Below are 25537 nucleotides of genomic sequence, written 5' to 3'. Positions count from 1 at the left end.
CAAAAGTGCAGCGAAGAAACACCCGTTTTGCGAGTGTTTCCCATGGGTTGGACGCTATTGATGTTGGCACAGGGTGCATTGATTAGTGAAATAGCTACACTCGGTCGAGTTGATCGGAGGTGGCTATTAGTGACGAGCAAGAAGAGGCAGCCCAGCCTCGCCCAGCTGCGAGCTTTCGCCGCGGTCGCCGAGCACCTGCATTTCCGCGACGCCGCCGCCGCGATCGGGATGAGCCAGCCCGCGCTCTCGGGCGCCGTCTCCGCGCTGGAGGAGACACTGGGTGTCACCCTCGTGGAGCGTACGACGCGCAAGGTGCTGCTCTCGCCGGCCGGTGAACGGCTCGCGGTCCGCACCAAGGCGGTACTGGCGGAGGTCGGCGCGCTGCTGGAGGAGGCGGAGGCGGTACGGGCGCCGTTCACCGGCGTGCTGCGGCTCGGGGTCATCCCGACGGTGGCGCCGTACCTGCTGCCGACGGTGCTGCGGCTGGTCCACGACCGCTACCCCGACCTGGACCTCCAGGTGCACGAGGAGCAGACCGCGAACCTGCTGGAGGGCCTCGCCTCCGGCCGCCTGGACCTGCTGCTGCTCGCCGTACCGCTCGGCGTCCCCGGGGTCACCGAACTACCCCTCTTCGACGAGGACTTCGTGCTCGTCACTCCGCTCGACCACCAGCTCGGCGGCCGGGAGGGCATCCCGCGCTCGGTGCTGCGCGAGCTGCGGCTGCTGCTGCTCGACGAGGGCCACTGCCTGCGGGACCAGGCGCTGGACATCTGCCGGGAGGCGGGCCGCGCGGGCGTTCCGGCGACGACCACGGCCGCCGGCCTGTCGACGCTGGTGCAGCTGGTGGCGGGCGGCCTCGGTGTGACGCTGCTGCCGCGCACGGCGGTCCGGGTGGAGACGTCCCGCTCCAGCCAGTTGCTCACCGGCTCCTTCGCCGACCCGGCCCCCACCCGCCGCATCGCCCTCGCCATGCGCACGGGCGCCGCCCGGTCCGCGGAGTACGAGGAACTGGCGGCGGCCCTGCGGGAGGCGATGGCGGACCTGCCGGTGCGCACGGTCGAGAGCTGAGGGCACGCCGCCGGGGCGTGCCCTCCGCGTCGGGTTCGGGGGCCGGGTCCGGGCGGGGCGTGCCCTCGGTTCCGGTCCGGTCGGCCGGGGCCGGTCGTGGCGGGTCCACGGCTCCGGCCCGACGGGTCCGTACGTCGCGCCTACTCCGTACGCAGCCCCTCCGGCCGCATCAGCCGCAGCAGTGGCGGCAGGCTGAGCAGGGTCACCGCCAGGACGACCGCCGCGCCGATCCCGGTCATCGACAGCACGCCGGTCCAGTCGACGCCGACCGGGGTGCCCGTCATCTTCAGCAGGACCGCGCCCAGTGTCAGCCCCACCACCGCGGCCAGCAGCAGGCCCAGCGCGATCGGGATCGCCGTCTGCCACAGCACCGACAGGCTCAGGGTGCGCCGCCGGGTGCCGAAGGCCACCAGGGCCGACAGCAGTTTCCTGCGCTCGCGCAACTGCTCCAGCTGCGAGACCAGCAGACTGGCGCCGATCAGGCCCAGCACGCACGCCGCCCCGACGAACAGACCGGTGCGGATGGCGTCGAAACGGCCACTGCGCTCCGTCGCCGCCCAGACCATCGGGTACGCCAGCGGATCCACGGCGGCCGCCGTGTTCCGCACCCGTTCGTGGACGTCGGGCACCGATTCGTCGAGCCGCAGGTAGGCGTGCCCCTCCAGCCCCGGGGCGAGCGACTCCGGCAGCGCCTTCGGGGTGATCAGGAAGCCGCCCCGGTCCGTACCGGCGAGCAGGCCGGTGCGCGGCTTCGCCTCCTTGACGCCCGACGGCACCTTCCAGGGCAGCTCCAGGCCCCTCGGCGAGCCCTCGTACGACGGGTCGAGGTACATCGTGCGCCGGTCCCTGGCCATCGCCATCACGTCGACACCGCCGTCCCACTGGGCCCCGCGCACGGCGAACACGTCGCCGTCCCGGCAGGAGGAGAGCGTCGCGATCGCACGCAGCGACACGCAGTCGCCCACGGTCAGAGTCGTGGAGTTCTCGGGGTCGTGGCGGCGGTCGCCCGCGTATCCCTCGGAGTAGGAGAAGACGGCCTCGACACCCCGGGTGTCCCGCAGTCTCGCGGCGGCCGGGGCGATCGGCGCCCCGCTCGGCAGGGACACTTCCATCTGCGCCTGCGTCACGTCCTGCCCGGTGCTCTTGGTGTAGTCGTCGTCCACGCCCGCGAACAGCATCTGGAGCGCGATCGCGCCGGCGACGGCCACCGCGATGCCGTTGACCATGCGGGCCGCCGCGCCGCTGCTCAACTGCAGCCGGCGCACGGCCAGCTGCCAGGACACGGCACCGCTGCCGAGCCGGGCGACGACCGCCTCGACGATCCAGGGCAGCAGCGCGGTGATCCCGACGAGCAGCAGGGCCACCCCGCCGGTCACCAGGTACTGGTTGAATTCCCCGTTGGAGCGGCCCTGGCCGATCATCGGGTACAGCATCGCCAGACCGGCCACCGGCAGCAGCAGCCGCCACCACAGGCGGCGCCGCGTGGGCTTGGCCGTACGCACCACACCGAGCGGCTCGATGACCACCCCGCGCAGGGCGAACAGCGTCACCAGGACGGCCGCGGCCGGTACCGCCACCGCCACCAGCAGGGCCAGCGCCGGCGAGGGGTCGAGGTAGCTGGGGAACACGCTGACGCGGTACACCTCGGCCGACCCGGCGAGCTGCCGCCCGAGCAGGAAGAACCCGGCGCCGAAGACCAGCCCCAGCGCCGCCCCCGCCATCGCCTCACCGGCGGCGATCCGCCGGGTCATGCCGCTGTCGGAGCCGACCAGCCGCAGCGCGGCGAGCCGCCGGTCACGCCGGTCGCCGCCGAACCGTACGGCCGCGGCGATGAAGACCGCGACCGGCATCAGCAGCACCACGAACACGACGAGGACCAGCAGCAGGAGGACCGGGTCGGACCGCTCGGATCCCGGATCAGGGTCGCCGAAGTGGTCGATGCGGACGATCCGGCCGCCGTCGAGGTGCGGTGCGAGGCCCTCGGCGCCCCGGTAGAAGGCGAGTTCCCGGGAGCCGATCAGCCCGCTCTCCCCGATCGTGCCGGTGATCCGTTCCGGCAGCCGTTCCCGCAGCAGCCTGCCGGCGTCCGACGCCAGCAGCTCCTTCAGCGCGGGGGAGACCACCATCTCGCCCGGGGCGGGGAACCCGCCCACCCCCGGCGGCAGCGGCGCCCGGGGCCCTTCGGCCTCCAGGGCGCGGCCCCGGACGGTGTCGTCCCGGAAATCGGTGTCGACGTTGGCGACGATCAGGGTGGCGTCGCTCTTCGCGGGCCGGTCGTCGGTGAACGTGATGTCGGTGCGCGCGGCCTCCCTCTCGTGGCGGACGGACAGCGCGTTCGGGATCGCCGTCGTCAGCAGGAGCAGCGCCACGCCGAGTCCGACGCCGATGGCCGTCAGCACGGCCCGGGTCCAGCCCTCGCGCCCGCCGGTGAAGGCGAACCGGACGCCCATGGCCAGGTCCCGGGTCCACTGCCGCACGCTCATACGACCCGCTCCATGTCCCGGGACTTGCCGTCCCGTACGACGATCTCGCGGTCGGAGTAGGCGGCCACCCGGGCCTCGTGGGTGACCAGGACGACGGCGGCGTTGGTGGAGCGGGCGGCGTCCGTGAGCAGTTCCATCACGCGTTCGCCGTTGAGGGAGTCCAGGGCGCCGGTCGGCTCGTCGGCGAAGAGCACCCGCGGGTTCGTGACCAGCGAACGCGCCACCGCGACGCGCTGCCCCTGGCCGCCGGAGACCTCGCCGGGCCGCTTCTTCCTGAGGTCGTCGACCTCCAGCCGCTCCATCCAGGTCAGCGCGGCCCGCTCGGCCTCCTTGCGGGAGGTGCCGTTCAGCCGCAGCGGCAGGGCGACGTTCTCGACGCAGGTCAGCTCCGGCACGAGCTGCCCGAACTGGAACACGAACCCGAACTCCGAGCGGCGCAGGGCGCTACGCCGGGCGTCGCCCATGGCGGACAGCTCCCGCCCGTCGTACGTGATGGTCCCCGAGTCGGGCGGCACGATGCCGGCGAGGCAGTGCAGCAGCGTCGACTTGCCGGACCCGGAGGGGCCCATGACGGCGACGACCTCGCCGGGGTGGATGGAGAACTCGGCGCCGTCGAGGGCGAGGGTCGGTCCGTAGGCCTTGCGCAGCCCTTCGGCCGAGAGCAGCGAACCGGCGGGAGGGGTCATCGGGGAGCCACCGCCTCACGGAGCTTGTCGAGACGCGCGGCGGTCAGTTCCAGCCAGCGCAGGTCGGCCTCCAGGTGGAACAGGGCGTGGTCGCAGATCAGCTGGTCGGCGAGGTCGCCCTTGCGCTTGCGGTCGGTGAGGATGCGCATGCTGCGCAGGTGCTCCGAGCGCTGGGTGTCGAGGACGTCGGCCGCGTCGCGGTGGGTGAGCAGCGCGAGGACGACCTTGGTGTACAGCGTCGACTGGAGGTACGGCTCGGGCTTCTCGGGCGTGGCGAGCCACCGCTGGACGTCGGTGATGCCGGCGTCGGTGATCGCGTACCGCTTGCGCTCGGGACCGCCGCCCGTCTCGATGCCGTCGACGACGACGAGCCCGTTCTTCAGCAGGCGGGACATCGTCGAGTAGACCTGGCCGTAGTGCAGCGGCCGGTCGTGACCGAACTTCTCGTCGAAGGCACGCTTGAGGTCGTAACCGTGGCGTGGCCCGGACTCCAGGAGCCCCAGGAGGGTGTGACCGATGGACATGCCGAGCACTCTACACAGGGTGTATACGCGGCATGTATACGCCCTGTGCAGAGTCGACGGCGAGAGGTGCGGAAGCGCAGGTCAGGGCCGGATGTCACGGTTCCGCTACGAGGTGGGACGCCAGGTGGGGCCAGAGGCGAGGTGGGGCTACGGCGGCGGCGCGGACCCCGGCCCGGGCCCGGAGCCCCGCGGCGGCCGTCCCCGGCGCGGCAGCGGGCCGGCGTCCGTGGGCAGCCGGCCCGCCTCGGCGAGCGCCCTGCGGAGCAGGAACTCGATCTGGGCGTTGGCCGAACGCAGCTCGTCGCCCGCCCAGCGGGCCAGCGCCTCGTACACCTGGGGGTCCAGCCGCAGCAGCACCTGCTTGCGCTGCTGCGGCCGACGCGCGGGGGCCGAGCCCTGGGGCGGGGCTCCCTCCTCGGCGGGTGTCTCCCCCTGGGAGAGGGCTCCCCCCTCGGACGGGGACGGGCCCTCGGTCGGGGACGGGCCCTCGGTCGGGGACGCGCCCTCGGACGGGGTCGTCACTGGTAGAGCGTCCCCGTGTTCAGGACCGGCTGGGCGGCGCGGTCCCCGCAGAGCACGACCATCAGGTTGGACACCATCGCCGCCTTGCGCTCGTCGTCCAGTTCCACGATGCCCTGCTCGCTGATGCGGACGAGGGCGGCCTCGACCATGCCGACCGCTCCGTCCACGATCTGCCGCCGCGCGGCGACCACCGCGCCCGCCTGCTGCCGCTGGAGCATCGCCGAGGCGATCTCCGGCGCGTACGCCAGGTGCGTGAAGCGGGACTCGATGATCTGCACGCCGGCCGCCTCCACGCGCGCGTGCAGCTCGACGGCGAGCTTCTCGGTGATCTCCTCGGCGTTGCCGCGCAGCGAGAGCCCGTCCTCCTCGTGGGCGTCGTACGGGTACTCGATGGCGATGTGCCGCACGGCCGCCTCGGTCTGGGTGGAGACGAACTCGACGTAGTCGTCCACCTCGAAGGAGGCCTGCGCGGTGTCCTCCACCCGCCACACCACGACCGCGGCCAGCTCGATCGGGTTGCCGTAGGCGTCGTTCACCTTCAGGACGGCCGTCTCGTGGTTGCGCACCCGGGTGGAGATCTTGGTGCGCGAGGTGAGGGGGTTCACCCAGCGCAGGCCGTCCTGCCGGATCGTGCCCCGGTACCGCCCGAAGAGCTGCACCACCCGCGCCTCGCCCGGCGCCACCATGTTCAGCCCGCACATCGCGAGGAAGGCGGCCAGGGCGACGACGACGCCGCCCGCGATCAGCGCGGCCTTCCCGCCGGTCGAGGAGACCGCCGTCGCGCCGGCGACCAGGCCGGCGCCGACGAGCAGCCCCACCAGCCCCAGCAGCAGCGCGACCCCGCCCCCGACGCTGTGCGCCTGCGATTCGCGCACCCGTGGTGCCGGCATCTCGGGCACGTCCGCGGTGACCTGCCCGGTGCCGGGCGTGTCGGGCGTGTCGGGCGTGTCGTGCGTGTCCGGTGTGGCCATGAGGCTCCCCCGTTCTCGAGGGCGCGCTCACGCGCACCCCCAGCGTCTAGCGTCTGTCTATCTAAGTGATATCACTTTACCCGCGCATCACAACCCTGAACCCCTCTCGTACGTCGGTTCCATAGGAGCGGGTGCTGATTCTCACGTCCGTAAAAGGCCGGATCGGCAGCCGTTTGCCATATCTCCCGGTGTTAGCTTTCTGAGCTGACCTGAGCGGCGAACCTGTGTGACGCGTGAGCACACACGACCGAAGCGGAGCGGATCGGACCCATGGGACGAGCGGAAGAGAGAAGAGCGCGACAGCGCGGTGGCCGCCGCGCGGCGCCGGGGCGGCGCCGCTCGTCCCCCGGGGACGGACGCGGTCGCATACGCCGGCTGTTCACCTGGAAGAAGGTCCTCGGGACCTTCTTCGGTGTCTGCCTGCTCGGCATGGGCGCCTTCATCGTCATGTACATGGTGATCGATATCCCCGAGGGCAACCCCGAGGCGGAGCTGCAGAGCAACGTCTACAAGTACAGCGACGGCAGCATCATGGCCCGCACCGGCGAACGCAACCGCGAGATCGTCGACCTGGCCAAGGTGCCCAAGGAGGTCCAGCGCACCTTCGTCGCCGCCGAGAACAAGACCTTCTACAAGGACTCCGGCGTCGACCTCAAGGGCACCGCGCGCGGCCTGCTCAACACGTTCGCCGGCAAGGGCGCGCAGGGCGGTTCGACGATCACCCAGCAGTACGTCAAGAACTACTACCTGTCGCAGGAACAGACCGTCACGCGCAAGGCGAAGGAACTGATCATCTCCCTGAAGCTGGACCGGGAGAAGTCCAAGGACTACATCCTCGCCGGCTACATCAACACCAGCTACTACGGCCGCGGCGCCTACGGCATCCAGGCCGCCGCGCAGGCGTACTACCGCGTCGACGCCGAGGACCTGACGGTCGAACAGGGCGCCTACCTCGCCGCGCTGCTCCAGGCGCCGAACCAGTACGACTGGGCCGTCGCGAGCGACACCGGCAAGAAGATGGTCCAGGAGCGCTGGAACTACGTCCTGGACAACATGGTCGAGCAGAAGTGGCTGGACTCCTCCGCCCGCCGGGGCATGACCTTCCCGGAGCCCGAGGAGCCCAAGGCGGCCGCCGGGATGGAGGGCCAGACCGGGTACCTGGTCGAGGCCGCCAACTACGCGCTCAAGCAGCAGCTCGTCGCCCAGGGCACCGCCGAGGACATGGAACAGGCCAAGGCACTGGTGGACCTCGGCGGCTACACCGTCACGCTCAACGTCGACAAGAAGAAGCAGGCGGCCCTGGAGAAGGCGGTCAGGACCAAGCTCACCAGCAAGCTCGACCCGAAGGTGCGCGAGGTCGACGCCGACGTACAGGCCGGCGCCGTCTCCGTCGACCCGAAGACGGGCGCGGTCGTCGCGATGTACGGCGGCGTGGACTACGTGAAGCACTTCACCAACAACGCCACCCGCGACGACTACCAGCCCGCCTCCACCTTCAAGCCGCTGATCCTCGCCGCCGCCGTGGACCAGGACGCCGAGACCCAGGACGGCGTGCCGATCACCGCGAGCACCCTCTACGACGGCACGAGCGAGCGCCCCGTCATGGACGGCGACCAGGAGGTCGGCTTCGCGCCCCCCAACGAGGACGACAAGAGCTACGGCGACATCACCGTCCAGGAGGCGATGAACAAGTCCGTCAACTCCGTCTTCGCGCAGATGGGCATCGACGTCGGCATGCCCGAGGTCGTGAAGGTCGCGGGCGACCTCGGCATGGAGACCGAGGGCATGGAGGCCGTGCCCGCCCAGACCCTGGGCAGTATGGGCGCCAGCCCCCTGGAGATGGCCGGCGTCTACGCCACCCTCGACAACCACGGCAAGAAGGTCACCCCGGCGGTCGTGAAGTCGGTCGAGCACAAGGACCGCGCGTTCGAGTTCCCCGACCCGATCGGCGAGCAGGTCATCAGCCGCGAGGCCGCCGACACGGTGACCTCCGTGCTGACCGGCGTGGTCGACGACGGTACGGCCAAGCAGTCGGTGCGGGAGAACCCGCTGCGCGACGGCCAGCAGGTCGCCGGCAAGACCGGTACGTCCGACAACAACAAGTCGGCCTGGTTCACCGGGTTCACCCCCGGCCTGGTCACCTCGGTCGGCCTGTTCGGCGAGGACCCGAAGACCCACGCCCAGGTCCCGATGTACCGCGCGGGCGGCGTTGACTATCGCGTCAACGGAGGTGGCTTCCCGGCGGAGATCTGGGCGGCGTACACCTTCGGCGTCATGGACGAGGTCACCGAGTTCGAGCTGAGGACCAAGCAGGGCGCGGCGGTGCGGCCGAGCACCTCGCCGACGGTCACCGAGTCGCCGAGCCAGTCGCCGACCGAGGAGGAGACGGCCACCGAGTCGCCGTCCCAGGAGCCGACGACGCAGGAACCGACGAGCGAGGAGCCGACGACCGAGTCGCCGTCCCAGTCGCCCTCGCAGTCCCCGTCGAACAGCCCGTCCACCCAGCCGCCCACCGGCGGGGCGTCGACGGAGCCGGAGGACCCGCTCTTCCCGGACGGGGACGGGGACCGGCAGACGCGGTGACCGACGGCAGGAACGCGCGAGGGCGCCCGGTGCTCCACCGGGCGCCCTCGCGCGTGTCCGTGGGGCCGCTCAGCCCCGGTTCAGCTCGAACCAGACCACCTTGCCGGTGCTCAGCCGGGTCGCTCCCCAGCGCCGGGCCAGCCGGTTCACCAGGTACAGCCCGCGCCCGCCCTCGTCGGTGGCCCGCGCCTGCCGCAGCCGGGGCAGCTGCGGCACGTCGTCGCCGACCTCGCAGCGCAGCACGTCGGTGCGCAGCAGCCGCAGGGTGACCGGCTTGGTGGCGTACCGCACGGCGTTGGTGACGACCTCGCTGACCAGCAGCTCCACGGAGTCCGTGAGGTCCTCCATGCCCCAGCGGGCCAGGGCGCGCCGGGCCAGGCGGCGGGCCCGGCCGGGGGCGGCGTCCTCGGGCTCCAGGAACCAGTACGCCACGTCGCTGGGCGCGATGCCGTCGAAGCGGGCGGCGAGCAGCGCGATGTCGTCGTCCCGGTCGCCCGGCCCGAGCATGTCCAGCACCTCGTCGCACAGGGCTTCCAGGGGCGGCGGATGGTCGGGGCCGGTCAGCCGCGCGGTCGCGGCCAGGCGCTCCCGCAGCTGCTCTATGCCGGTCCACACGTCCCGCAGGCGGGACTCCACCAGTCCGTCGGTGTACAGGAGCAGCGTGGCACCGGCCGGGGCGTCCAGCTCCACGGCCTCGAAGTCCACGCCGCCCACCCCGATCGGGGCGCCCGCGGGCACCCGCAGCACCTCGGCGTGGCCGCCCAGGTGCAGCAGCACGGGCGGCGGGTGCCCGGCGTTGGCGACGGTGATGCGGTGCGAGACCGGGTCGTACACCGCGTACAGGCAGGTCGCCATGCGGTCGGTGCCCAGGCGCTGGGCCTGCTCGTCGAGGTGGTGCAGCACCTCCTGCGGGGGCAGGTCGAGCCCGGCCAGGGTCTGCGCGGTGGTCCGCAGCTGGCCCATGATGGCCGCCGACGTCATGGAGTGGCCCATCACGTCCCCGACTACCAGCGCGACCCGGCTGCCCGGCAGCGGGATGGCGTCGTACCAGTCGCCGCCGACCCGCGCGGTCTCGGCGGCCGGGAGGTAACGCGAGGCCAGCCGGACGCCGGTGCAGCGCGGCAGGTTCTCCGGGAGCATCGTGCGCTGCAGCTCGTCGGCGATGTACGCCTCACGCCCGTACAGCACCGCCTTGTCGATGCCGAGCGCGCTGTGCGTGGCGAGCTGGGCGGCGACCAGGAGGTCGTCGGCCTCGAAGGCGACGCGCTCGGGGCCGCGCAGGAACAGGGCGGCCCCGATCACCCGGCGCCGGCCGCGCAGCGGCGCGAGGATCGCCCGCCGGCCGTCGGGCACGGCGAACTCGCAGCCGTCACCCAGCAGGTCCGGCAGGGCGGCGCTGGCGGCGGCCGTGTCCGTGAAGACCGGGCGCACGCCGCGCAGCACCTCGGCCAGCGCGCTGCCCGGCCGCACCTCGCACAGCTCGGAGCCGACCGACTCCAGCTCCGAGGGCTCGGGCTGGACCGCCGGGATGAACCCGCTCTCGGTGTCCCGCTCGGCCGGTATCCGGTCGGTGCGCCGCAGCCGCAGCACGAGCGGGCCGGTGGGCCGCTCGTCACCGACCGGCAGCGGCTCGCGCAGGTAGACCAGGATCGCGTCCGCGAAGGTCGGCACGGTGGCCCGGCACAGCCCCATCACGATCTCGTCGAGGTCCATGCCCCGGGCGATCCGCCGGGTCGCGGCGCCCACGAACCGCAGCCGGTCCCCGTCCCGCCGCATGGGCGTGGGCCGGCCCGGCGCGGTGAGCTGCCCGGTACGGCGGTCGGGGTCCCGGCGCGTGGTACGGCGGTCGGGCTCCTGGGGCGAGGTACGGCGGTCCGGCTCCTGGGGCGTGGTGCGGCGCTCCCCGTCCGCCGGGGTGCCCACCGCGGGCGGCGCGCCGCCCGGCTGGACCGGGACGCCGTCGGACGGGGGACGCGGGCGGTGCGTGTCCGGCTCCGCCTGCTCGGCGCCGGGCTGGGAGTGCTCGAAGGCACCCGCGCCGGAGGGGAGCGGTGTCTCTCCCGCGCGGCCCTGTACCGGTAACGCGGACCCGGAGGAACGCGGCGGCACGGGGGTACGCAGGAGCGCCCCGCGGGGATCCGCGGGGTCGGCGCCCGTCGAGGGGCGGTCGAAGGAGGTCGGGTGCTCCGTCACGCGTGTCGAATCCATCCGTCCGGAACCGCGCGCGGCGCGCGCGGTTCGTCCCGCAGAGAACCCGATACCCCGAATACGTGCCCAGGGAACGGGATTCCCGCGTGGTCAGAGGCTGTTCCTGTGTCACCGGCGGACCGTCTGCGGCCCGTGCCCGGATTGCCCTCGTACCCCTCGCTCACGTCCAGCCGCCCCTCGGTGACGATCGGTCAAGCACAGTGCACGCTACGCAGGTTACGGCCCCGCGTCCTTGCGGAGGACGATCCTACGTTTCCCGGCCGGGGGCGCATCAAGGGTCTCATGAGGACACGTGCGCGGGCGTGCGGTCCCAGTCCGCCGGCAGCGACGGTACCGCCCAGGAGGGATCCGGTCGCCAGTGTTCCCAGCCGTCCGCGAAGGGCGAGCCCCAGGCACGGATCCCGGCCACCGCGGCCCGGCCCGCCCCGCGCACCCGCTCGGCGAGCCGGGCGTCCATCAGCCCGTCCCGCTGGGCCTGCGCGAACTCGTCCTCGTCGCGCCAGTGCCAGCCGCCGTCCGGGTGGACGGAGATGTCCAGGAAGTGGTCCTCGGAGTCGACCCCGCCCTCCCAGCGGGACAGCGGCTCCTCCAAATTCACGTACCAGTTCTTGAACCGCCAGCCCGGATCCCAGAACAGCCACACCGACCAGGCCTCGCCGGGCCGCGCCAGCTTCAGCACACCCGTGCCGAACCACCGGTCGCGCTGCACGGCGCGCGGTTTGGTGTAGCGCGACGCCAGCGGTTCCAGGTGCACGGGCGTGCCGTCGGCGAGCACCGGCTTCACGCACTCGGTGCCGGGCGCCAGCCACACGGCGAGCAGGTCGGCGTCGTCCCGTACGACGGTGACGGGCCGGGCGATGTGCACGTGCGGGCCGCCGTTCTCCCGGTACCGCCACAGGATGTGACTCCCGGGTGCCCAGAACCTGGCCGGCGCCGCCGGCCCCTCCGCGTCCGCCGCCGCGCTCACCGTCTCACCGTCTGCCATGACCAGATATTAGGTGCCCCGCCCACCCGGTGCGGCGGTGATCGGCACAGCGCCTCACGGGAGGCCGCACGGGCGACCTCACGGGCGGGTCATCCGCAGCACGTCCAGCGCCTCGTCCAGCTGCTCGCCGGTGAGGTCGCCCCGCTCGACGTAGCCGCCCTCCAGCACGACCTGACGGATCGTCTTGCGCTCGGCCAGCGCCTTCTTGGCGACCTTGGCGGCCTCCTCGTACCCGATGTACTTGTTGAGCGGCGTGACCACCGAGGGCGAGGACTCGGCGTACTCGCGGGCCCGGTCGCGGTGGGCGACGACACCGTCGACGGTGCGGTCGGCGAGCAGCCGGGAGACGTTGGCGAGCAGCCGCACCGACTCCAGCACGTTCTTCGCGATGACCGGCAGCATGACGTTCAGCTCGAAGTTGCCGGCCGCTCCGGCGGCGGCGACCGTCGCGTCGTTCCCGGTGACCTGGGCGGCGACCATGAGCACGGCCTCCGGGATGACCGGGTTCACCTTGCCCGGCATGATCGACGACCCCGGCTGGAGGTCGGGCAGCGAGATCTCCGCGAGGCCGGTGCGCGGCCCGGACGCCATCCACCGCAGGTCGTTGGCGATCTTCGTCAGTCCGACGCCGATGGTCCGCAGCTGCCCGCTGGTCTCGACGATGCCGTCCCGGGCGCCCTGCGCCTCGAAGTGGTCGCGCGCCTCGGTCAGCGGCAGCCCCGTCACGCGGGCCACCTCCTCGATGACGGCGGCGGAGAAGCCGGGCGGGGTGTTGATGCCGGTGCCGACGGCGGTGCCGCCCAGCGGCAGCTCGGCGAGGCGGGGGAGCGAGGCGTTCAGCCGCTCCACGCCGTACCGGACCTGGGCGGCGTACCCGCCGAACTCCTGGCCCAGGGTGACGGGCGTGGCGTCCATGAGGTGCGTACGCCCGGACTTCACCACGTCGGCGAACTCCTCCGCCTTGCGCTCCAGGGCGGCGGCGAGGTGGTCGAGGGCCGGGATCAGGTCACGGGTGACGGCGGCGGTCGCGGCGATGTGGATCGAGGACGGGAAGACGTCGTTGGACGACTGGGAGGCGTTGACGTGGTCGTTGGGGTGCACGTCGCGGCCGAGCCGCTCGCCGGCCAGGGTGGCGATGACCTCGTTGGTGTTCATGTTGGACGAGGTCCCCGACCCCGTCTGGAACACGTCCACCGGGAAGTGGTCGTCCCACTTGCCCTCGGCGACCTCACCGGCCGCCGCCCGGATCGCGTCGGCGACGTCCTGGTCGAGCACCCCCAGCTCGGCGTTCACCTTCGCCGCCGCGCCCTTGATCCGCGCCAGCGCCTCGATGTGCGCGCGCTCGATCCGCTGCCCGGAGACGGGGAAGTTCTCGACGGCACGCTGCGTCTGCGCCCGCCACTTGGCGTCCGCGGGGACGCGGACCTCGCCCATGGAGTCGTGCTCGATGCGGTATTCGCTCATACCCGGTACAGCGTGCGGGGTGGTGCGGATGTTCCGGCCGGGGTGGCGGGAGGTTTCCCGCCACCCCGGGCGACGGCGGCGCGACGGACTACGCCAGACCCGGTCCCCGCACCGGGATCGACGTGAACGTCGGCGCCGGAGCCGGGTCCTGGAAGAAGTCGTTGCCCTTGTCGTCCACCACGATGAACGCCGGGAAGTCCTCGACCTCGATCTTCCAGACGGCCTCCATGCCCAGCTCCTCGTACTCGACGACCTCGACCTTCTTGATGCAGTCCTGGGCGAGGCGCGCGGCCGGGCCGCCGATGGAGCCGAGGTAGAAGCCGCCGTGCGCGTCGCACGCGTCGGTGACCTGCTTGCTGCGGTTGCCCTTGGCCAGCATCACCTTGGAGCCGCCCGCCGCCTGGAACTGCTCCACGTAGGAGTCCATGCGCCCGGCGGTCGTCGGACCGAAGGACCCGGAGGCGTACCCCTCGGGCGTCTTGGCGGGACCGGCGTAGTACACCGGGTGGTCCTTCAGGTACTGCGGCATCTCCTCGCCCGCGTCCAGCCGCTCCTTGATCTTGGCGTGCGCGATGTCACGGGCCACGACCAGCGGGCCGGTCAGCGACAGCCGGGTCTTGACCGGGTGCTTCGTCAGCTCGGCCAGGATGGCGTCCATCGGCTGGTTGAGGTCGATCCTGACGACGTCACCGTCCGCTTCGAGGTGCTCGTCCGTCGTCTCCGGCAGGAACCGCGCCGGGTCGGTCTCCAGCTGCTCCAGGAAGACGCCCTCGGCGGTGATCTTCGCGACGGCCTGGCGGTCGGCCGAGCAGGAGACGGCGATGGCGACCGGGCAGGACGCCCCGTGCCGGGGCAGGCGCACCACGCGCACGTCGTGGCAGAAGTACTTGCCGCCGAACTGCGCGCCGATGCCGATCTTCTGCGTCAGCTCGAAGACCTTCTCCTCCAGCTCCTTGTCCCTGAAGCCGTGGCCCAGCTCAGAGCCCTCGGCCGGGATCTCGTCCAGGTAGTGCGCGGAGGCGTACTTCGCGGTCTTCAGCGCGTACTCGGCCGACGTGCCGCCGACCACGATCGCCAGGTGGTACGGCGGGCAGGCGGCCGTGCCCAGCGAGCGGATCTTCTCCTCCAGGAACTTCATCATGGAGGACTCGTTCAGGACGGCCTTCGTCTCCTGGTAGAGGAACGACTTGTTGGCCGAGCCGCCGCCCTTGGCCATGAAGAGGAACTTGTAGGCGCCGCCGTCGGTCGCGTACAGCTCGATCTGGGCCGGGAGGTTGGAGCCGGTGTTCTTCTCCTCCCACATGGTGAGCGGGGCCATCTGCGAGTAGCGCAGGTTCAGGTTCTTGTACGCGTCGTAGATGCCCCGGCTCAGGGCCTCCTCGTCGCCGCCCGCCGTCAGCACGTTCTGGCCGCGCTTGCCCATGACGATCGCCGTGCCGGTGTCCTGGCACATCGGCAGCACGCCCGCCGCCGCGATGTTCGCGTTCTTCAGCAGGTCCAGCGCCACGAACTTGTCGTTGCCCGACGCCTCGGGGTCGTCGATGATGCGGCGCAGCTGCGCCAGGTGGGCCGGGCGCAGGTAGTGCTGGATGTCGTGGACGGCCTCCTCGGCCAGCTTGCGCAGCGCCTCGGGCTCCACCTTGAGGAAGGTCCGCCCGTCGGCCTCGAAGGTGGAGACACCCTCGGAGGTCACCAGCCGGTACGGAGTGGTGTCCTCTCCCTGGGGGAGCAGATCGGTGTACGCGAACTCAGGCATCTCGCCCATTCCTCACTCGACAGACGCGCGGGCTGGATTCCACAGCACGACGGCTGGCCTCCATCGGCAGCGCCCACCAGCGTAGAACCTGCCACCGACGGCGAGCTTGTGAGGTAAGGCTCAGTACGTCCCGCTCCGGGTCGCGACAAGGTTGTCCACAGGGCTGGTCGCGATCTATCGCGTTTCGGTACGCTGCTGCCGTGGACCTACACAAGCACGCCCCAGCGCAGGACGCGGCACCGCACGGCACCGGTCCGCGCGTCTCCGAGCTGCGCGCCTCGGACGCCGACCGTGACCGTATCGCCGACATGCTGCGCGAAGCCCTCGCCGAGGGACGGCTCACCGCCGACGAGCACGCCGAGCGCGTCGAGGGCGTGCTGTCCGCCCGGACGGTCGGTGAGCTGGACGTCTTCGTGCGCGACCTGCCCGCCGCGCACGCCGGCGGGCACTCCGCCGCGGCCCCGGCCCCCGACCGTCCCACCGCGGGCACCGTCCCGGCGGAGCCCGACGAGAACCTGGTGGCGGTCTTCAGCAGCGCCGTCCGCAAGGGCCGCTGGCGGGCGAGCCGCCGCATCCACGCGTACGCGGTCTTCGGCAGCGTCGAGATCGACCTCAGCGAGGCCGTGTTCCAGCACCGGCAGGTCGTGATCAAGGCGTACGCCGTCTTCGGCAGCGTCGAGGTGCGCGTCCCGGAGAACGTGTCGCTGCGCGGCGCGGGCGGCGGCATACTCGGCAGCTTCGAGGTGGACACCCTCGACTCGGCGGAGGCCGACGCGCCCGTCGTCTACGTGGACGGCTGGGCGGTGCTGGGCAGCATCGAGGCGCGCCCCAGACGCGGCAAACTCGTCGCGGACATCCTCGACCGGGTGCACCGGGGGGTCGCGAAGGGTTTGCGCAAGCACGGGTGAGCGCGGCCCCGGCCGCGGTGGGAAACCCTGTGCATAGGCGCGCGTACAACGGGTAAGCCTTGACGCATCGTCTCTCGCTCGCGAAGCCGTCGTCAGGAGTAGACCGTGCTGCAACCGCCGCATTCGTCCCTGCAGGTAGCTGCCGTACCGGCCCAGCGGGGGCCGGTGCGGGACAGGGACCAAGACGCTCCGTGGCACACCGAGGCGGTGTGCCGGCGCGACGAGGCCGGACTGTTCTTCGCACCCTCCAAGGAACCCACCGCGGCCCGCCTCTCGCGTGAGGAGGCCGCCAAGCGGGTCTGCGCCCGCTGCCCGGTCATGGTCGAATGCCGCGAGCACGCCCTCCTCCAGCCCGAGCCGTACGGCGTCTGGGGCGGCCTCACCGCCGCCGAACGCCGGGTGGTCCTGGCCAGGCGCCGCCGCCGCGACGTCGAGCTGAAGAAGGCGTCCCGCACCGCGGCGGGCCGCATAGCCGCGGCCGGCTAGGACGCGCGCACGCGAAAGGGCACCCTCTCCGCACAGAGGGTGCCCTGATTCACGCCGGGGAAGGTCGAGCCGGTGTCACTTCGCCCGGTCGAAGTCGATCGCGCTGTACGCCCGCAGCTTGCTCAGCCGGTGCTCGGAGTCGATCCGCCGCACCGTGCCCGACTTGGAGCGCATCACGATCGAGTCGGTCGTGGCCGTCTCCGACCGGTACCGCACCCCGCGCATCAGCTCGCCGTCGGTGATGCCGGTGGCGACGAAGAAGACGTTGTCCCCGGAGACCAGGTCGCCGGTGGTCAGCACCCGGTCCAGGTCGTGCCCGGCGTCGATCGCCCGCTGCCGCTCCTCGTCGTCCTTGGGCCACAGCTTGCCCTGGATGGTGCCGCCCAGGCACTTCACGGCGCAGGCCGAGATGATGCCCTCCGGTGTGCCGCCGACGCCGAGCAGCAGGTCGATGCCGGTGCCCTCGCGCAGCGCCAGGATGGAGCCGGCCACGTCGCCGTCGGAGATCAGCTTGATGCGGGCGCCGGTCTCCCGGACCTCCTTGATGAGGCCCTGGTGCCGGGGACGGTCGAGGATGACGACGGTGACGTCCTCGGGCGTGCGCCGCTTGGCCTTGGCGATCCGGCGGATGTTGACGGACACGGGGGCGTTGATGTCGACGAAGTCGGCGGCCTCCGGGCCGGTGACCAGCTTGTCCATGTAGAAGACGGCCGACGGGTCGAACATCGAGCCGCGCTCGGCGGCGGCCAGCACCGCGATGGCGTTGGTCATGCCGTTGGCGGTCAGCGTGGTGCCGTCGATCGGGTCGACGGCGATGTCGACCTCGGCCCCGGTGCCGTCGCCGACCCGCTCCCCGTTGAAGAGCATCGGGGCCTCGTCCTTCTCGCCCTCCCCGATGACGACGACGCCGTTCATCGAGACGGTCTGGACGAGGGTCCGCATGGCGCGCACGGCGGCACCGTCGGCGCCGTTCTTGTCGCCGCGCCCGACCCAGCGGCCGGCGGCCATCGCCGCGGCCTCGGTGACGCGTACGAGTTCCATGGCGAGGTTGCGGTCGGGGGCCTCGGAGGGGACGTCCAGTTCGGACGGCAAGTGATGCTCGGTCATCGGAGCGCACCTTTCTGATACGACGACGGCCGGATGAGGGTGTGCCCAGACTCTATCGTCAGTCCGACAAAATGAGCAGGGGACCCCACGTATGAGCGCTCCAGGCACCTGCGACGATAGGGGGCGTGGCAGGAATGAGTGGCAAGCAGAAGTCGGCCCGGGACATGATCCTCTCCCTCGGGCTCATCGTGCTCGCGGCGGGCGTGATCTGGATGTTCATCCCGCATGAAGACGGCGAGCCCCCCGTCGAGCGGGTCGACTACCGGGTCGAACTGCTCACCGCGCAGCGCGCCGCCTCGTACCCGGTGGCCGCGCCCCAGGGACTGTCCGAGGACTGGAAGCCGACCTCCGTCCGCTTCAAGGGCGACGACTTCGACGCCTGGCACCTGGGCTTCCACGCCCCCGACGGCGAGTACGTGGCGGTCGAGCAGTCCACGAAGAAGCCGGCCACGTTCATCGATGACGCGAGCCAGGGCGCGCGGGCGACCGAGGAGACCGAGGAGATCGGCGGCCGGACGTGGGTCCGGTACACGGGTGGCCGGTACGACGCGCTGGTGCTGGAGGGCGCGGACGACATGAAGGGCGCGACGACGGTCGTGGCCGGCACGGGCTCGTTCGAGCAGCTGAGCAGGATGGCGGCGGCGCTGAAGCTGGCGTGAGCGCCCGCCGCCGCACCCCGGCGCACACGACGAAGCCCCCGGCACCGCGCCGGGGGCTTCGTCGTGTGCGCGTCGGCGGGTCCGGGTGCCTCGGTCCGTGGTGGCGACCCGCTCGTCCGCTCAGACGGTGGTGACGACCTGGTCGTACGCCAGGCGCGGGGAGCGCGGGAACCAGGCGTCGGGGCCGGGGCGGCCGATGTTGACGACCATCAGCGGGGTGTGGTCGTCGTCCAGGAACTCCTTGCGGACGCCCTCGAAGTCGAGGCCGGTCATCGGGCCGGCGGCCAGGCCCGCGGCGCGGACGCCGACGATGAAGTAGGCGGCCTGGAGGGCGGCGTTCAGCGTGGCGGCGCCCTCGCGGACCGGGCGCTCGCTGAAGAAGGCGTCCTTGGCCTGCGGGAAGTGCGGGAAGAGCTGCGGCAGCTCCTCGTGGAACTCGTTGTCCGCGGACAGGATCGCGACCAGCGGGGCGGTGGCCGTCTTGGGCCGGTTGCCCTCGGCCATGTGCCGGACGAGACGCTCGCGGGCCTCGGGGGAGCGGACCAGCGTGATGCGCAGCGGCGACTGGTTGAAGGCGGTGGGGCCGTACTTGACCAGGTCGTAGATCGCCTGCACCTGCTCGTCGGTCACCGGCTCGTCGGTGAACGAGTTCGCGGTACGGGCCTCGCGGAACAGCAGGTCCTGGGCGGCGCGGTCAAGAACGAGAGACATGCGTGACTTCCTCGGGGATGTGCGTCGGGTGCGGCGGATGCCGTTGACGGGGACGACCTTACGCGAAAGAAGTTCAACATTCAACCAAACTCGGAGTGCGGTGATCCGCTTCACACCGCCGCCGGGGTGAAGAAGCCCCGGTGGGCCGGGTGGCCAGGCGTGTCGGCCGTGGGGTGCCCGGGGGAAATGCGTCTATATGACGATGTGAAATCTATGTCGCATGGCGAGGTGGCCGGTCACACCGTCGCGGTGGTCGGCCTCGGCTACGTGGGACTGCCCACCGCCCTCGCCCTCTCGGACGCGGGCGCGACGGTCATCGGCGTCGACACCAGTCCCGACCGGCTGCGCGCGATCGCCCGGGGAGCCGTGGACCTGCTCCCCCTGCACCACGCCCAGCTCGCCTGCGCCGTCGCGGGCGACGGCTTCCGCCTCACCACGGAGCCCTCGGCCGTGGGCGCGGCGGACGCCGTGGTCATCTGCGTGCCGACCCCCGTCGACGCCCGCCGCGAACCCGACCTCACGGCGCTGTCCGCCGCCTGCGCCCGCGTGGTGGAGTACGCCGTGCCCGGACAGCTGATCGTGCTCACCTCCACCAGCTACGTCGGCACCACGAGGGACCTCCTCGTCGAACCCCTGCGGGCCCGCGGACTCGTCGCCGACGAGGACGTGTACGTGGCCTTCGCCCCCGAGCGGATCGACCCCGGCAACGAGCGCCACACCCCCGAACGCACCCCGCGCCTGGTCGGCGGAGTGGGACCGCGCAGCAGCCGGGCGGCCGCCGCCCTGCTGGCACCCACCGCCTCCGTCGTCCGCACCGTCGCCGACCCCGAGACCGCCGAGATGGCCAAGCTCTGGGAGAACACGTACCGCGCCGTCAACATCGCCCTGGCCAACGAACTGGCCGACGCCTGCCACGCGCTGGGCCTCGCGCCGGTCCCGGTCATCGAGGCGGCGGCGACCAAGCCGTACGGCTTCCAGCCCTTCTACCCCGGGCCGGGCGTGGGCGGCCACTGCATCCCCTGCGACCCGCACTACCTGCTGTGGCAGCTGGACAAGGTCCGCCAGCAGGCCCCCGTGGTGGCGACCGCGCTCGCCGCCAACACCGGCCGGCCCGCGCGGATCACCGAACGCGCCCTGGACCTGCTCGCCCGCACCGACGTTTCCGGACGGGGCGCGCGGGTGCTGCTGGTCGGCGTCGCCTACAAGGAGGGCGTGGCCGACGTCCGGGAGAGCCCCGCGCTGGAGATCATCGACCGGCTCACCGCGGCCGGCGCCGACGTCGCCTACTGCGACCCCCTGGTGCCCTCGGTCGGCGTCGGCGCGGGCACCCTGCATCACGTGCCCGACCCGCACACCCGCCCCTGGGACCTGGTCGTCCTGCACACCGTCCACCCCGTGCACGACCTGACGTGGCTGTGCGCCGGCGACGCCCCGCCCGTCCTGGACCCCCGGCAGCGCGGCGCCCTGGCGACGGGCACCCCGGCCGGCGTCACCGCCGAGGCCGAGGTCACGGCATGACCGCGCTCCGTCCCGGCCGCGCACCGGCCTCCCCGGTCCGCACCGGCGTCCGCCACCGGCTCGGCACCCGCCTGGACGCCCTGGACCCGGGCGTCCGCCGCGACGTCGTACGCCTGCTCACCCTCCTGGCGCTGCTGCCCCTCCTGCTGCTCCTGGCCCGCCGCGCCGTACGCCTGCCCCACGCCTTCGACCTGCTCACCCTCTACGGCCTCACCGTCCTGGCCGGCACCGTCTGCCTCCTCCACGTCGCCTACAGCCGCTACGACGACCCGGCCCTGCGCCCCCTGCGCAGGCGCCCGCGCCACGTGGCGGCCTTCCCGGCCCTGCCCGCCGAGCCCCGGGTGAGCTTCCTGCTGGCCGTGCGCAACGAACGCGACCACATCGAGGCCTGCGTGCGCTCCATGGCCGCCGTCGACTACCCGGACCTCCAGCTCGTCGTGGTCGACGACGCTTCCGACGACGGCACGGCGGACGTCCTCGGTCGGCTCGCCGCCGAACTGCCGCTCACCCTCGTCCGGCTGGAGGAGAACCTCGGCAAGAAGGGCGCCCTGGTCCGCGCCTGCGCCGTCGCCGACGGGGACGTCCTGCTGTTCACCGACTCCGACTGCGTCGTCGCACCGGACGCCGTACGGCACTGCGTGGACGCCATGCTCCGCCACCCGGAACTCGGCGCGGTCAGCGGCCACTGCCGGGCGCTGAACACCGACGCCGGACTGCTGGCCCGCGTCCAGGACGTCTGGTACGAGGGCCAGTTCCGGATCACCAAGGCAGCCGAGGCCGCCTTCGGCTCGGTGACCTGCGTCTCCGGCCCGCTCGCCGCGTTCCGCCGCGAGGCGATCTGGAACTACCTCCCCGCCTGGGCCGAGGACCGCTTTCTCGGCGCCCCCTTCCGCTTCGCCACCGACCGCCAGCTCACCGGCTACGTCCTGGGCCAGGCCTGGCACGGCCGCGCGCTCAAGGACCGGCACGCGGACTCCCCGTTCGTGCGCGGGCACGACTACCCCGAGCTGCGCTGGGAGGTCGGCTACAGCCGCGCCGCCCGGGTGTGGACGCGGGTGCCGTCCCGGCCCTCCTCCTTCCTGCGCCAGCAGATCCGCTGGAAGAAGAGTTTCATCAGGAACCTGTTCTTCACCGGCCGCTTCATGTGGCGCCGGGGCCCGGCCGCCGCCGCGCTGTACTACGGACACGCCCTGTGGGTGATCGCCGCACCCGCCCTGGTCCTGCGGCACCTGGTGTGGGCCCCGCTCCAGCTGGCCGGTCTGCTGACCCTGCTCTACCTGTGCGGGGTGGTCCTCAAGGGCTGCGTGTGGGGCATCGCCTACCGGCTCGACCACTCCGGGGACCGGGCCTGGCGGTGCCGGCCCCTGATGAGCCTGCTGTCCTGCTGCGTCCTGGCCTGGCTGCTGCCGTACGCCCTGCTCACCCTGCGCCGCGACGTCTGGTCGAGGAGTCCCGCATGAGAAGTCTGCTGCACGGGCTGGGCCGTGCGCTCGCCGTCGGCGCCACGCTCGCCGTGATCGCGCTGGTCTACCTGTTCGTCATCACCCGAGGACGCCCGCTGTGAGACACCACGGTTCCCCCGGCGGCCGGGGCGTGCGACGGCCGCTGCTGCGCGCCGCCCTCGGCCTGCTCGCACCGGCCGTCCTCGCCCTGCCCTTCGCCGCCGCCTGGCAGTACGACGCCCTCCAGCGGTCGGTGGCCGACCAGGCGGCGCCCCCGGCGGCGGCCGGCGCGGCCGGCGCGGACGCGAAGGCGGCCCCGGCCCGCAACGCCCCCGTCGTCCTCGCCTACCACGACATCGGCCCCGACTCCCGCAGCCGCTACACCGTCTCGGCCGAGGACTTCGACGCCCAGCTGCGCGCCCTGCGCGAGGCCGGTTACCGCGCCCTGTCCACCCGGGAGTTCACCGACTTCCTGCGCACCGGCCGCACCCCGGCGCCGCGCACCGTCTACCTCACCTTCGACGACGGCGCGCACGGCCTGTGGGTGCACGCCGACCCGATCCTGGCCCGGCACGGCATGAAGGGGGCGGCCTACCTCATCACCGGCCAGGTGGGCACCCACCGTCCCTACTACCTGTCCTGGGCGGAGGTCGACCGGATGGCGGACTCCGGACGCTGGGACTTCCAGGCCCACACCCACCTCGGTCACGACCGGGCCCCGGTGGACGCGGCCGGGCGGGAACGGTCTGCGTTCACCAACCGGCTCTGGCGGCCCGCCGACGGCCGCGTCGAGACCCAGGACGAGTACCGGCGCCGGATCGCGGCCGACCTCGACCGCTCGGTCCGCGACCTCACCGAGCACGGCCTGCCCCGGCCGGAGCTGTTCGCCTACCCCTTCTCCGAGCGACTGGACCGGTCCAACCTGGGCCCGCGCGGGGCCGAGGTCCTGCGGTCACTGCTGCGGGAACGCTTCACGGCCACGCTCACCAACAGCACGTTCCGGCCGCTGCCGCCGGGGCGGCGGGCGGCCGCCGCCGGGCAGGTGCAGCGCCTCGAGGTCACCCGGGGCACGACACCGGCCGACCTGCTGCGGGACCTCGCCCGGTGGGCGCCCGTCGCCCCGTCCGACGCCGAGAGGCCGCTCTCCCACCCGGAGCACTGGCGGGTCACCGGCGGCACAAAGTCGCAGCGGGCCGGCCTGGGCACCCTCACCGGCGCGGACCGGCCCCCGCACGGCACGGATTTCGTCTCCGCCGCCTACCGGCCCCTGGCCACCGCCGACTGGACCACCTACCGCCTGCGCGCCACCGTCGGCGGGCTGCGCTCCACCACCAACAGCGCCGGTATCACCGTACGGTCCGACAGCGAGCACCCGGTGGCGCTCTCGGTCGGCCGCAACACGGCCACCCTCGCCTCCCGCGGGCCGCGAGGCGCCGACGCCCGGTCGTCCTGCCGGCTCGACCCCGCCGCCCGGCACGAGGCCGACGTCTCGGTGACGCCCGAGCGGGTGCGGGTGAGCGTGGACGGCCGGCCCTGCGCGACGGTCCGTGCGGGCGGTCGGCGCACGGCGGAGGGCGCCGGCGGCTTCGCCCTCAGCGTGCGCGTCGGCGGGCCGGACACGCCGTGGCCGCGCTTCACCTCGCTCAGGGTCGAGTGACGCACGCCACAGTCGCTCGGCGATCACTTCCGTCGCCGGCCGCGGTCGTACAGGGCAGTACACCGCCCACGCGCACGGATGGAGCACACCGACATGACCAACGGCACGGTCAAGGGCCCCGCCTCCTACTTCCCGTCGATCGAGAAGAAGTACGGCCGCCCGGTCGCCGAGTGGAAGGAGCTGATCCGCTCCTCCCCGCTCACCCGGCACATGGAGCTGGTCACCTGGCTCAAGACCGAGTACGGCCTGGGCCACGGCCACGCGGGCGCCCTCGTCGCCCACACGCTGGCCGAGGACACCGCGAAGTAGACGGCACCCCCTGGCGGCCCTCGTCAGCGGCCCTCGTCCTCCTCGGCCCCGGCCTCCTCGGCCAGCGCCGCGTCCAGGCGGGCCCGGGCACCGTCCAGCCAGCGACGGCAGACCTTCGCCAGCTCCTCGCCCCGCTCCCACAGGGCGAGGGACTCCTCCAGCGTCGTACCGCCGGCCTCCAGCCGCCGTACGACCTCGATCAGCTCGTCCCGCGCCTGCTCGTACCCGAGCGCCTCGGACACGGCCGTCGGCTGCTCCACCTCGCTGGTCATCCACCCACCCTATGCGTCGACTCGTACGGAGAAATCACCCTCGGCCACGCGGGCGCGCAGCGCCTCGCCCGCCTCCACCTCGCCGGGGTCACGGACGGCGTGCCCGTCGGCCCGCTGGAGGACGGCGTACCCGCGCTTCAGGGTCGCGGCGGGGGAGAGGGCCACCACGCGCGCGTGCGTGTGCGTCAGCTCCGAGTCGGCCCGGTCGAGGTGGTGCCGCAGCGTGCGGCGGCCCCGCTCCAGCAGGGCCGTCACCTGCTCGGCCCGGTCGTCGATCATCCGGTGCGGATCCTGTATCGACGGCCGGGTGAGCGCGTGGGCCAGCCCCCGCTCCTCCCGGTCGACGAACGCGGCCACGCACCGCCGCGCGCGGTCCCGCAGCTGCCGCACCCGCTCGTACTCCTCGCCGACGTCCGGGACGACCTTCTTCGCGGCGTCGGTCGGCGTGGAGGCGCGCAGGTCGGCCACCAGGTCCAGCAGGGGGCTGTCCGGCTCGTGGCCGATCGCCGAGACGACCGGCGTACGGCACTGGGCGACCGCCCGCACCAGCTGCTCGTCGGAGAACGGCAGCAGATCCTCCACGCTGCCGCCGCCCCGGGCGACGACGATCACGTCCACGTCGTCCATCGCGTCCAGCTCCTTCACCGCCTGCACCACCTGCGGCACGGCGTGCACGCCCTGCACGGGGACGTTGCGCACCTCGAAGCGGACGGCGGGCCAGCGGTGCCGGGCGTTCTCCAGGACGTCCCGCTCGGCCGCCGACGCGCGCCCGCAGACCAGGCCGATGAGCTGCGGCAGGAACGGCAGCGGCTTCTTCCGCTCGGCCGCGAACAGCCCCTCGCGCGCGAGCGCCTTCTTCAACTGCTCCAGCCGCGCGAGCAGCTCCCCGACGCCCACCGGCTTGATCTCGGCGGCCCGCAGCGACAGCTGCCCGCGCGGGGCGTACCACTCCGGCTTGGCGTGCACGACGACGCGCGCGCCCTCGCCGACCACGTCGGCCACGGCGTCGAACACCTGCCGGTAGCAGGTCACGCTCACGGAGATGTCGTACGACGGGTCGCGCAGCGTCAGGAACACGACCCCCGCGCCCGGCCGCCGGGACAACTGCGTGATCTGCCCCTCGACCCACACCGCGCCGAGCCGGTCGATCCAGCCCCCGATCAGCCGTGACACCTCGCCCACGGGCAGGGGGCTTTCGGGAGTCGAGTTAACAGCCAT

At 72.6% G+C, this 25537-nt stretch carries 22 protein-coding genes; 9 read left to right on the top strand and 13 right to left on the bottom strand.

Annotated elements, in window-relative coordinates; translation table 11 throughout:
* Positions 1 to 129: 129 nt before the first annotated feature.
* Positions 130 to 1068 carry a hydrogen peroxide-inducible genes activator gene (locus ACFIF2_RS20105; RefSeq protein ID WP_395574518.1) on the top strand — a complete coding sequence of 313 codons (939 nt, stop codon included), beginning with the start codon at positions 130 to 132 and terminating at the stop codon, positions 1066 to 1068.
* 140 nt (positions 1069 to 1208) lie between these two features.
* Here ACFIF2_RS20105 and ACFIF2_RS20100 read toward each other — a convergent pair whose 3' ends face one another.
* The 5 genes from ACFIF2_RS20100 to ACFIF2_RS20080 all read right to left on the bottom strand — a co-directional run bounded on the left by ACFIF2_RS20100 (position 1209) and on the right by ACFIF2_RS20080 (position 6254).
* On the bottom strand, positions 1209 to 3551 hold the full coding sequence (locus tag ACFIF2_RS20100) for an ABC transporter permease (RefSeq protein ID WP_395574516.1): 2343 nt from the start codon (positions 3549 to 3551) through the stop codon (positions 1209 to 1211).
* Positions 3548 to 4237, bottom strand: a complete 690-nt coding sequence (locus ACFIF2_RS20095; protein ID WP_395574514.1) for an ABC transporter ATP-binding protein — start codon at positions 4235 to 4237, stop codon at positions 3548 to 3550. Before ACFIF2_RS20095 ends, ACFIF2_RS20100 begins: the two co-directional genes overlap by 4 nt.
* A complete protein-coding gene (locus ACFIF2_RS20090) occupies positions 4234 to 4761 on the bottom strand; it encodes a PadR family transcriptional regulator (protein ID WP_395574512.1) in 528 nt (175 codons plus the stop codon). Before ACFIF2_RS20090 ends, ACFIF2_RS20095 begins: the two co-directional genes overlap by 4 nt.
* A 147-nt stretch (positions 4762 to 4908) precedes the next feature.
* The gene (locus tag ACFIF2_RS20085; protein ID WP_395574510.1) at positions 4909 to 5283 is read right to left on the bottom strand and encodes a hypothetical protein; all 375 of its coding nucleotides are present in this window, start codon (positions 5281 to 5283) and stop codon (positions 4909 to 4911) included.
* On the bottom strand, positions 5280 to 6254 hold the full coding sequence (locus ACFIF2_RS20080) for an SPFH domain-containing protein (protein WP_395574508.1): 975 nt from the start codon (positions 6252 to 6254) through the stop codon (positions 5280 to 5282). The genes ACFIF2_RS20085 and ACFIF2_RS20080 overlap by 4 nt, the downstream gene beginning before the upstream one ends.
* Before the next feature lie 270 nt (positions 6255 to 6524).
* On the opposite strand from ACFIF2_RS20080, the gene ACFIF2_RS20075 reads away from it, so the two are divergent.
* Complete coding sequence (locus ACFIF2_RS20075; protein ID WP_395574506.1) at positions 6525 to 8837, top strand: transglycosylase domain-containing protein; 2313 nt, start codon at positions 6525 to 6527, stop codon at positions 8835 to 8837.
* Positions 8838 to 8906: 69 nt separating this feature from the next.
* Here the strand turns inward: ACFIF2_RS20075 and ACFIF2_RS20070 are convergent, their stop codons facing one another.
* From ACFIF2_RS20070 to ACFIF2_RS20055, 4 genes are all read right to left on the bottom strand, one after another.
* Positions 8907 to 11045 (bottom strand): SpoIIE family protein phosphatase, encoded by a 2139-nt coding sequence (locus ACFIF2_RS20070; protein WP_395574504.1) that lies wholly within the window; start codon positions 11043 to 11045, stop codon positions 8907 to 8909.
* Positions 11046 to 11325: 280 nt separating this feature from the next.
* Entirely contained in the window at positions 11326 to 12030 is a 705-nt protein-coding gene (locus ACFIF2_RS20065) for a DUF402 domain-containing protein (protein WP_395574502.1), read from the bottom strand.
* A 78-nt stretch (positions 12031 to 12108) separates the two neighbouring features.
* Positions 12109 to 13494: a class II fumarate hydratase gene (locus tag ACFIF2_RS20060; protein WP_395574500.1), complete on the bottom strand. Its 1386-nt coding sequence runs from the start codon at positions 13492 to 13494 to the stop codon at positions 12109 to 12111.
* Between the two features lie 88 nt (positions 13495 to 13582).
* Positions 13583 to 15250 (bottom strand): fumarate hydratase, encoded by a 1668-nt coding sequence (locus tag ACFIF2_RS20055; RefSeq protein WP_395574498.1) that lies wholly within the window; start codon positions 15248 to 15250, stop codon positions 13583 to 13585.
* Positions 15251 to 15450: 200 nt separating this feature from the next.
* Here ACFIF2_RS20055 and ACFIF2_RS20050 point away from each other — a divergent pair, with 200 nt between their 5' ends.
* Together ACFIF2_RS20050 and ACFIF2_RS20045 are read left to right on the top strand one after the other, a co-directional pair.
* Positions 15451 to 16158 carry a DUF1707 domain-containing protein gene (locus ACFIF2_RS20050; RefSeq protein ID WP_395574496.1) on the top strand — a complete coding sequence of 236 codons (708 nt, stop codon included), beginning with the start codon at positions 15451 to 15453 and terminating at the stop codon, positions 16156 to 16158.
* A 105-nt stretch (positions 16159 to 16263) separates the two neighbouring features.
* The gene (locus tag ACFIF2_RS20045; RefSeq protein WP_395574494.1) at positions 16264 to 16644 is read left to right on the top strand and encodes a WhiB family transcriptional regulator; all 381 of its coding nucleotides are present in this window, start codon (positions 16264 to 16266) and stop codon (positions 16642 to 16644) included.
* A gap of 75 nt (positions 16645 to 16719) precedes the next feature.
* Here ACFIF2_RS20045 and glpX read toward each other — a convergent pair whose 3' ends face one another.
* Positions 16720 to 17751 carry a class II fructose-bisphosphatase gene (gene glpX, locus ACFIF2_RS20040; protein ID WP_395574492.1) on the bottom strand — a complete coding sequence of 344 codons (1032 nt, stop codon included), beginning with the start codon at positions 17749 to 17751 and terminating at the stop codon, positions 16720 to 16722.
* A 125-nt stretch (positions 17752 to 17876) separates the two neighbouring features.
* Here glpX and ACFIF2_RS20035 point away from each other — a divergent pair, with 125 nt between their 5' ends.
* The gene (locus tag ACFIF2_RS20035) at positions 17877 to 18410 is read left to right on the top strand and encodes a DUF4245 domain-containing protein (protein WP_395574490.1); all 534 of its coding nucleotides are present in this window, start codon (positions 17877 to 17879) and stop codon (positions 18408 to 18410) included.
* Between the two features lie 120 nt (positions 18411 to 18530).
* On the opposite strand, the gene ACFIF2_RS20030 is transcribed toward ACFIF2_RS20035, so the two are convergent.
* On the bottom strand, positions 18531 to 19121 hold the full coding sequence (locus ACFIF2_RS20030; protein WP_395574488.1) for a malonic semialdehyde reductase: 591 nt from the start codon (positions 19119 to 19121) through the stop codon (positions 18531 to 18533).
* Between the two features lie 213 nt (positions 19122 to 19334).
* Here ACFIF2_RS20030 and ACFIF2_RS20025 point away from each other — a divergent pair, with 213 nt between their 5' ends.
* The 4 genes from ACFIF2_RS20025 (at position 19335) to ACFIF2_RS20010 (ending at position 24047) form a co-directional block, all read left to right on the top strand.
* Entirely contained in the window at positions 19335 to 20639 is a 1305-nt protein-coding gene (locus tag ACFIF2_RS20025; RefSeq protein ID WP_395574486.1) for a nucleotide sugar dehydrogenase, read from the top strand.
* Positions 20636 to 22099: a glycosyltransferase gene (locus ACFIF2_RS20020; RefSeq protein ID WP_395574484.1), complete on the top strand. Its 1464-nt coding sequence runs from the start codon at positions 20636 to 20638 to the stop codon at positions 22097 to 22099. Before ACFIF2_RS20025 ends, ACFIF2_RS20020 begins: the two co-directional genes overlap by 4 nt.
* Positions 22100 to 22199: 100 nt before the next feature.
* The gene (locus tag ACFIF2_RS20015) at positions 22200 to 23738 is read left to right on the top strand and encodes a polysaccharide deacetylase family protein (protein ID WP_395574482.1); all 1539 of its coding nucleotides are present in this window, start codon (positions 22200 to 22202) and stop codon (positions 23736 to 23738) included.
* 93 nt (positions 23739 to 23831) lie between these two features.
* Complete coding sequence (locus ACFIF2_RS20010) at positions 23832 to 24047, top strand: DUF4287 domain-containing protein (protein ID WP_395574480.1); 216 nt, start codon at positions 23832 to 23834, stop codon at positions 24045 to 24047.
* Positions 24048 to 24070: 23 nt separating this feature from the next.
* Here ACFIF2_RS20010 and ACFIF2_RS20005 read toward each other — a convergent pair whose 3' ends face one another.
* Both ACFIF2_RS20005 and xseA read right to left on the bottom strand, forming a co-directional pair.
* Positions 24071 to 24319, bottom strand: a complete 249-nt coding sequence (locus tag ACFIF2_RS20005; protein WP_395574478.1) for an exodeoxyribonuclease VII small subunit — start codon at positions 24317 to 24319, stop codon at positions 24071 to 24073.
* Between the two features lie 9 nt (positions 24320 to 24328).
* Positions 24329 to 25537 carry an exodeoxyribonuclease VII large subunit gene (xseA, locus tag ACFIF2_RS20000; protein ID WP_395574476.1) on the bottom strand — a complete coding sequence of 403 codons (1209 nt, stop codon included), beginning with the start codon at positions 25535 to 25537 and terminating at the stop codon, positions 24329 to 24331.

The sequence above is a fragment of the Streptomyces sp. BK79 genome, from assembly GCF_044142145.1.
Classification (GTDB): Bacteria; Actinomycetota; Actinomycetes; order Streptomycetales; family Streptomycetaceae; genus Streptomyces.
Note: the sequence above shows the minus strand (reverse complement) of the source record. Positions and strands in the feature narration are given on the sequence as shown.

What these genes read in the sequence shown, in the direction of transcription:
- ACFIF2_RS20100 (WP_395574516.1), bottom strand. Translation starts at nt 3,551, where the DNA reads ATGAGCGTGCGGCAGTGGACCCGGGACCTGGCCATGGGCGTCCGGTTC.
- ACFIF2_RS20095 (WP_395574514.1), bottom strand. Translation starts at nt 4,237, where the DNA reads ATGACCCCTCCCGCCGGTTCGCTGCTCTCGGCCGAAGGGCTGCGCAAG.
- ACFIF2_RS20090 (WP_395574512.1), bottom strand. Translation starts at nt 4,761, where the DNA reads ATGTCCATCGGTCACACCCTCCTGGGGCTCCTGGAGTCCGGGCCACGC.
- ACFIF2_RS20080 (WP_395574508.1), bottom strand. Translation starts at nt 6,254, where the DNA reads ATGGCCACACCGGACACGCACGACACGCCCGACACGCCCGACACGCCC.
- ACFIF2_RS20075 (WP_395574506.1), top strand. Translation starts at nt 6,525, where the DNA reads ATGGGACGAGCGGAAGAGAGAAGAGCGCGACAGCGCGGTGGCCGCCGC.
- ACFIF2_RS20070 (WP_395574504.1), bottom strand. Translation starts at nt 11,045, where the DNA reads ATGGATTCGACACGCGTGACGGAGCACCCGACCTCCTTCGACCGCCCC.
- ACFIF2_RS20065 (WP_395574502.1), bottom strand. Translation starts at nt 12,030, where the DNA reads ATGGCAGACGGTGAGACGGTGAGCGCGGCGGCGGACGCGGAGGGGCCG.
- ACFIF2_RS20060 (WP_395574500.1), bottom strand. Translation starts at nt 13,494, where the DNA reads ATGAGCGAATACCGCATCGAGCACGACTCCATGGGCGAGGTCCGCGTC.
- ACFIF2_RS20055 (WP_395574498.1), bottom strand. Translation starts at nt 15,250, where the DNA reads ATGCCTGAGTTCGCGTACACCGATCTGCTCCCCCAGGGAGAGGACACC.
- glpX (WP_395574492.1), bottom strand. Translation starts at nt 17,751, where the DNA reads ATGACCGAGCATCACTTGCCGTCCGAACTGGACGTCCCCTCCGAGGCC.
- ACFIF2_RS20030 (WP_395574488.1), bottom strand. Translation starts at nt 19,121, where the DNA reads ATGTCTCTCGTTCTTGACCGCGCCGCCCAGGACCTGCTGTTCCGCGAG.
- ACFIF2_RS20025 (WP_395574486.1), top strand. Translation starts at nt 19,335, where the DNA reads ATGTCGCATGGCGAGGTGGCCGGTCACACCGTCGCGGTGGTCGGCCTC.
- ACFIF2_RS20020 (WP_395574484.1), top strand. Translation starts at nt 20,636, where the DNA reads ATGACCGCGCTCCGTCCCGGCCGCGCACCGGCCTCCCCGGTCCGCACC.
- ACFIF2_RS20010 (WP_395574480.1), top strand. Translation starts at nt 23,832, where the DNA reads ATGACCAACGGCACGGTCAAGGGCCCCGCCTCCTACTTCCCGTCGATC.
- ACFIF2_RS20005 (WP_395574478.1), bottom strand. Translation starts at nt 24,319, where the DNA reads ATGACCAGCGAGGTGGAGCAGCCGACGGCCGTGTCCGAGGCGCTCGGG.
- xseA (WP_395574476.1), bottom strand. Translation starts at nt 25,537, where the DNA reads ATGGCTGTTAACTCGACTCCCGAAAGCCCCCTGCCCGTGGGCGAGGTG.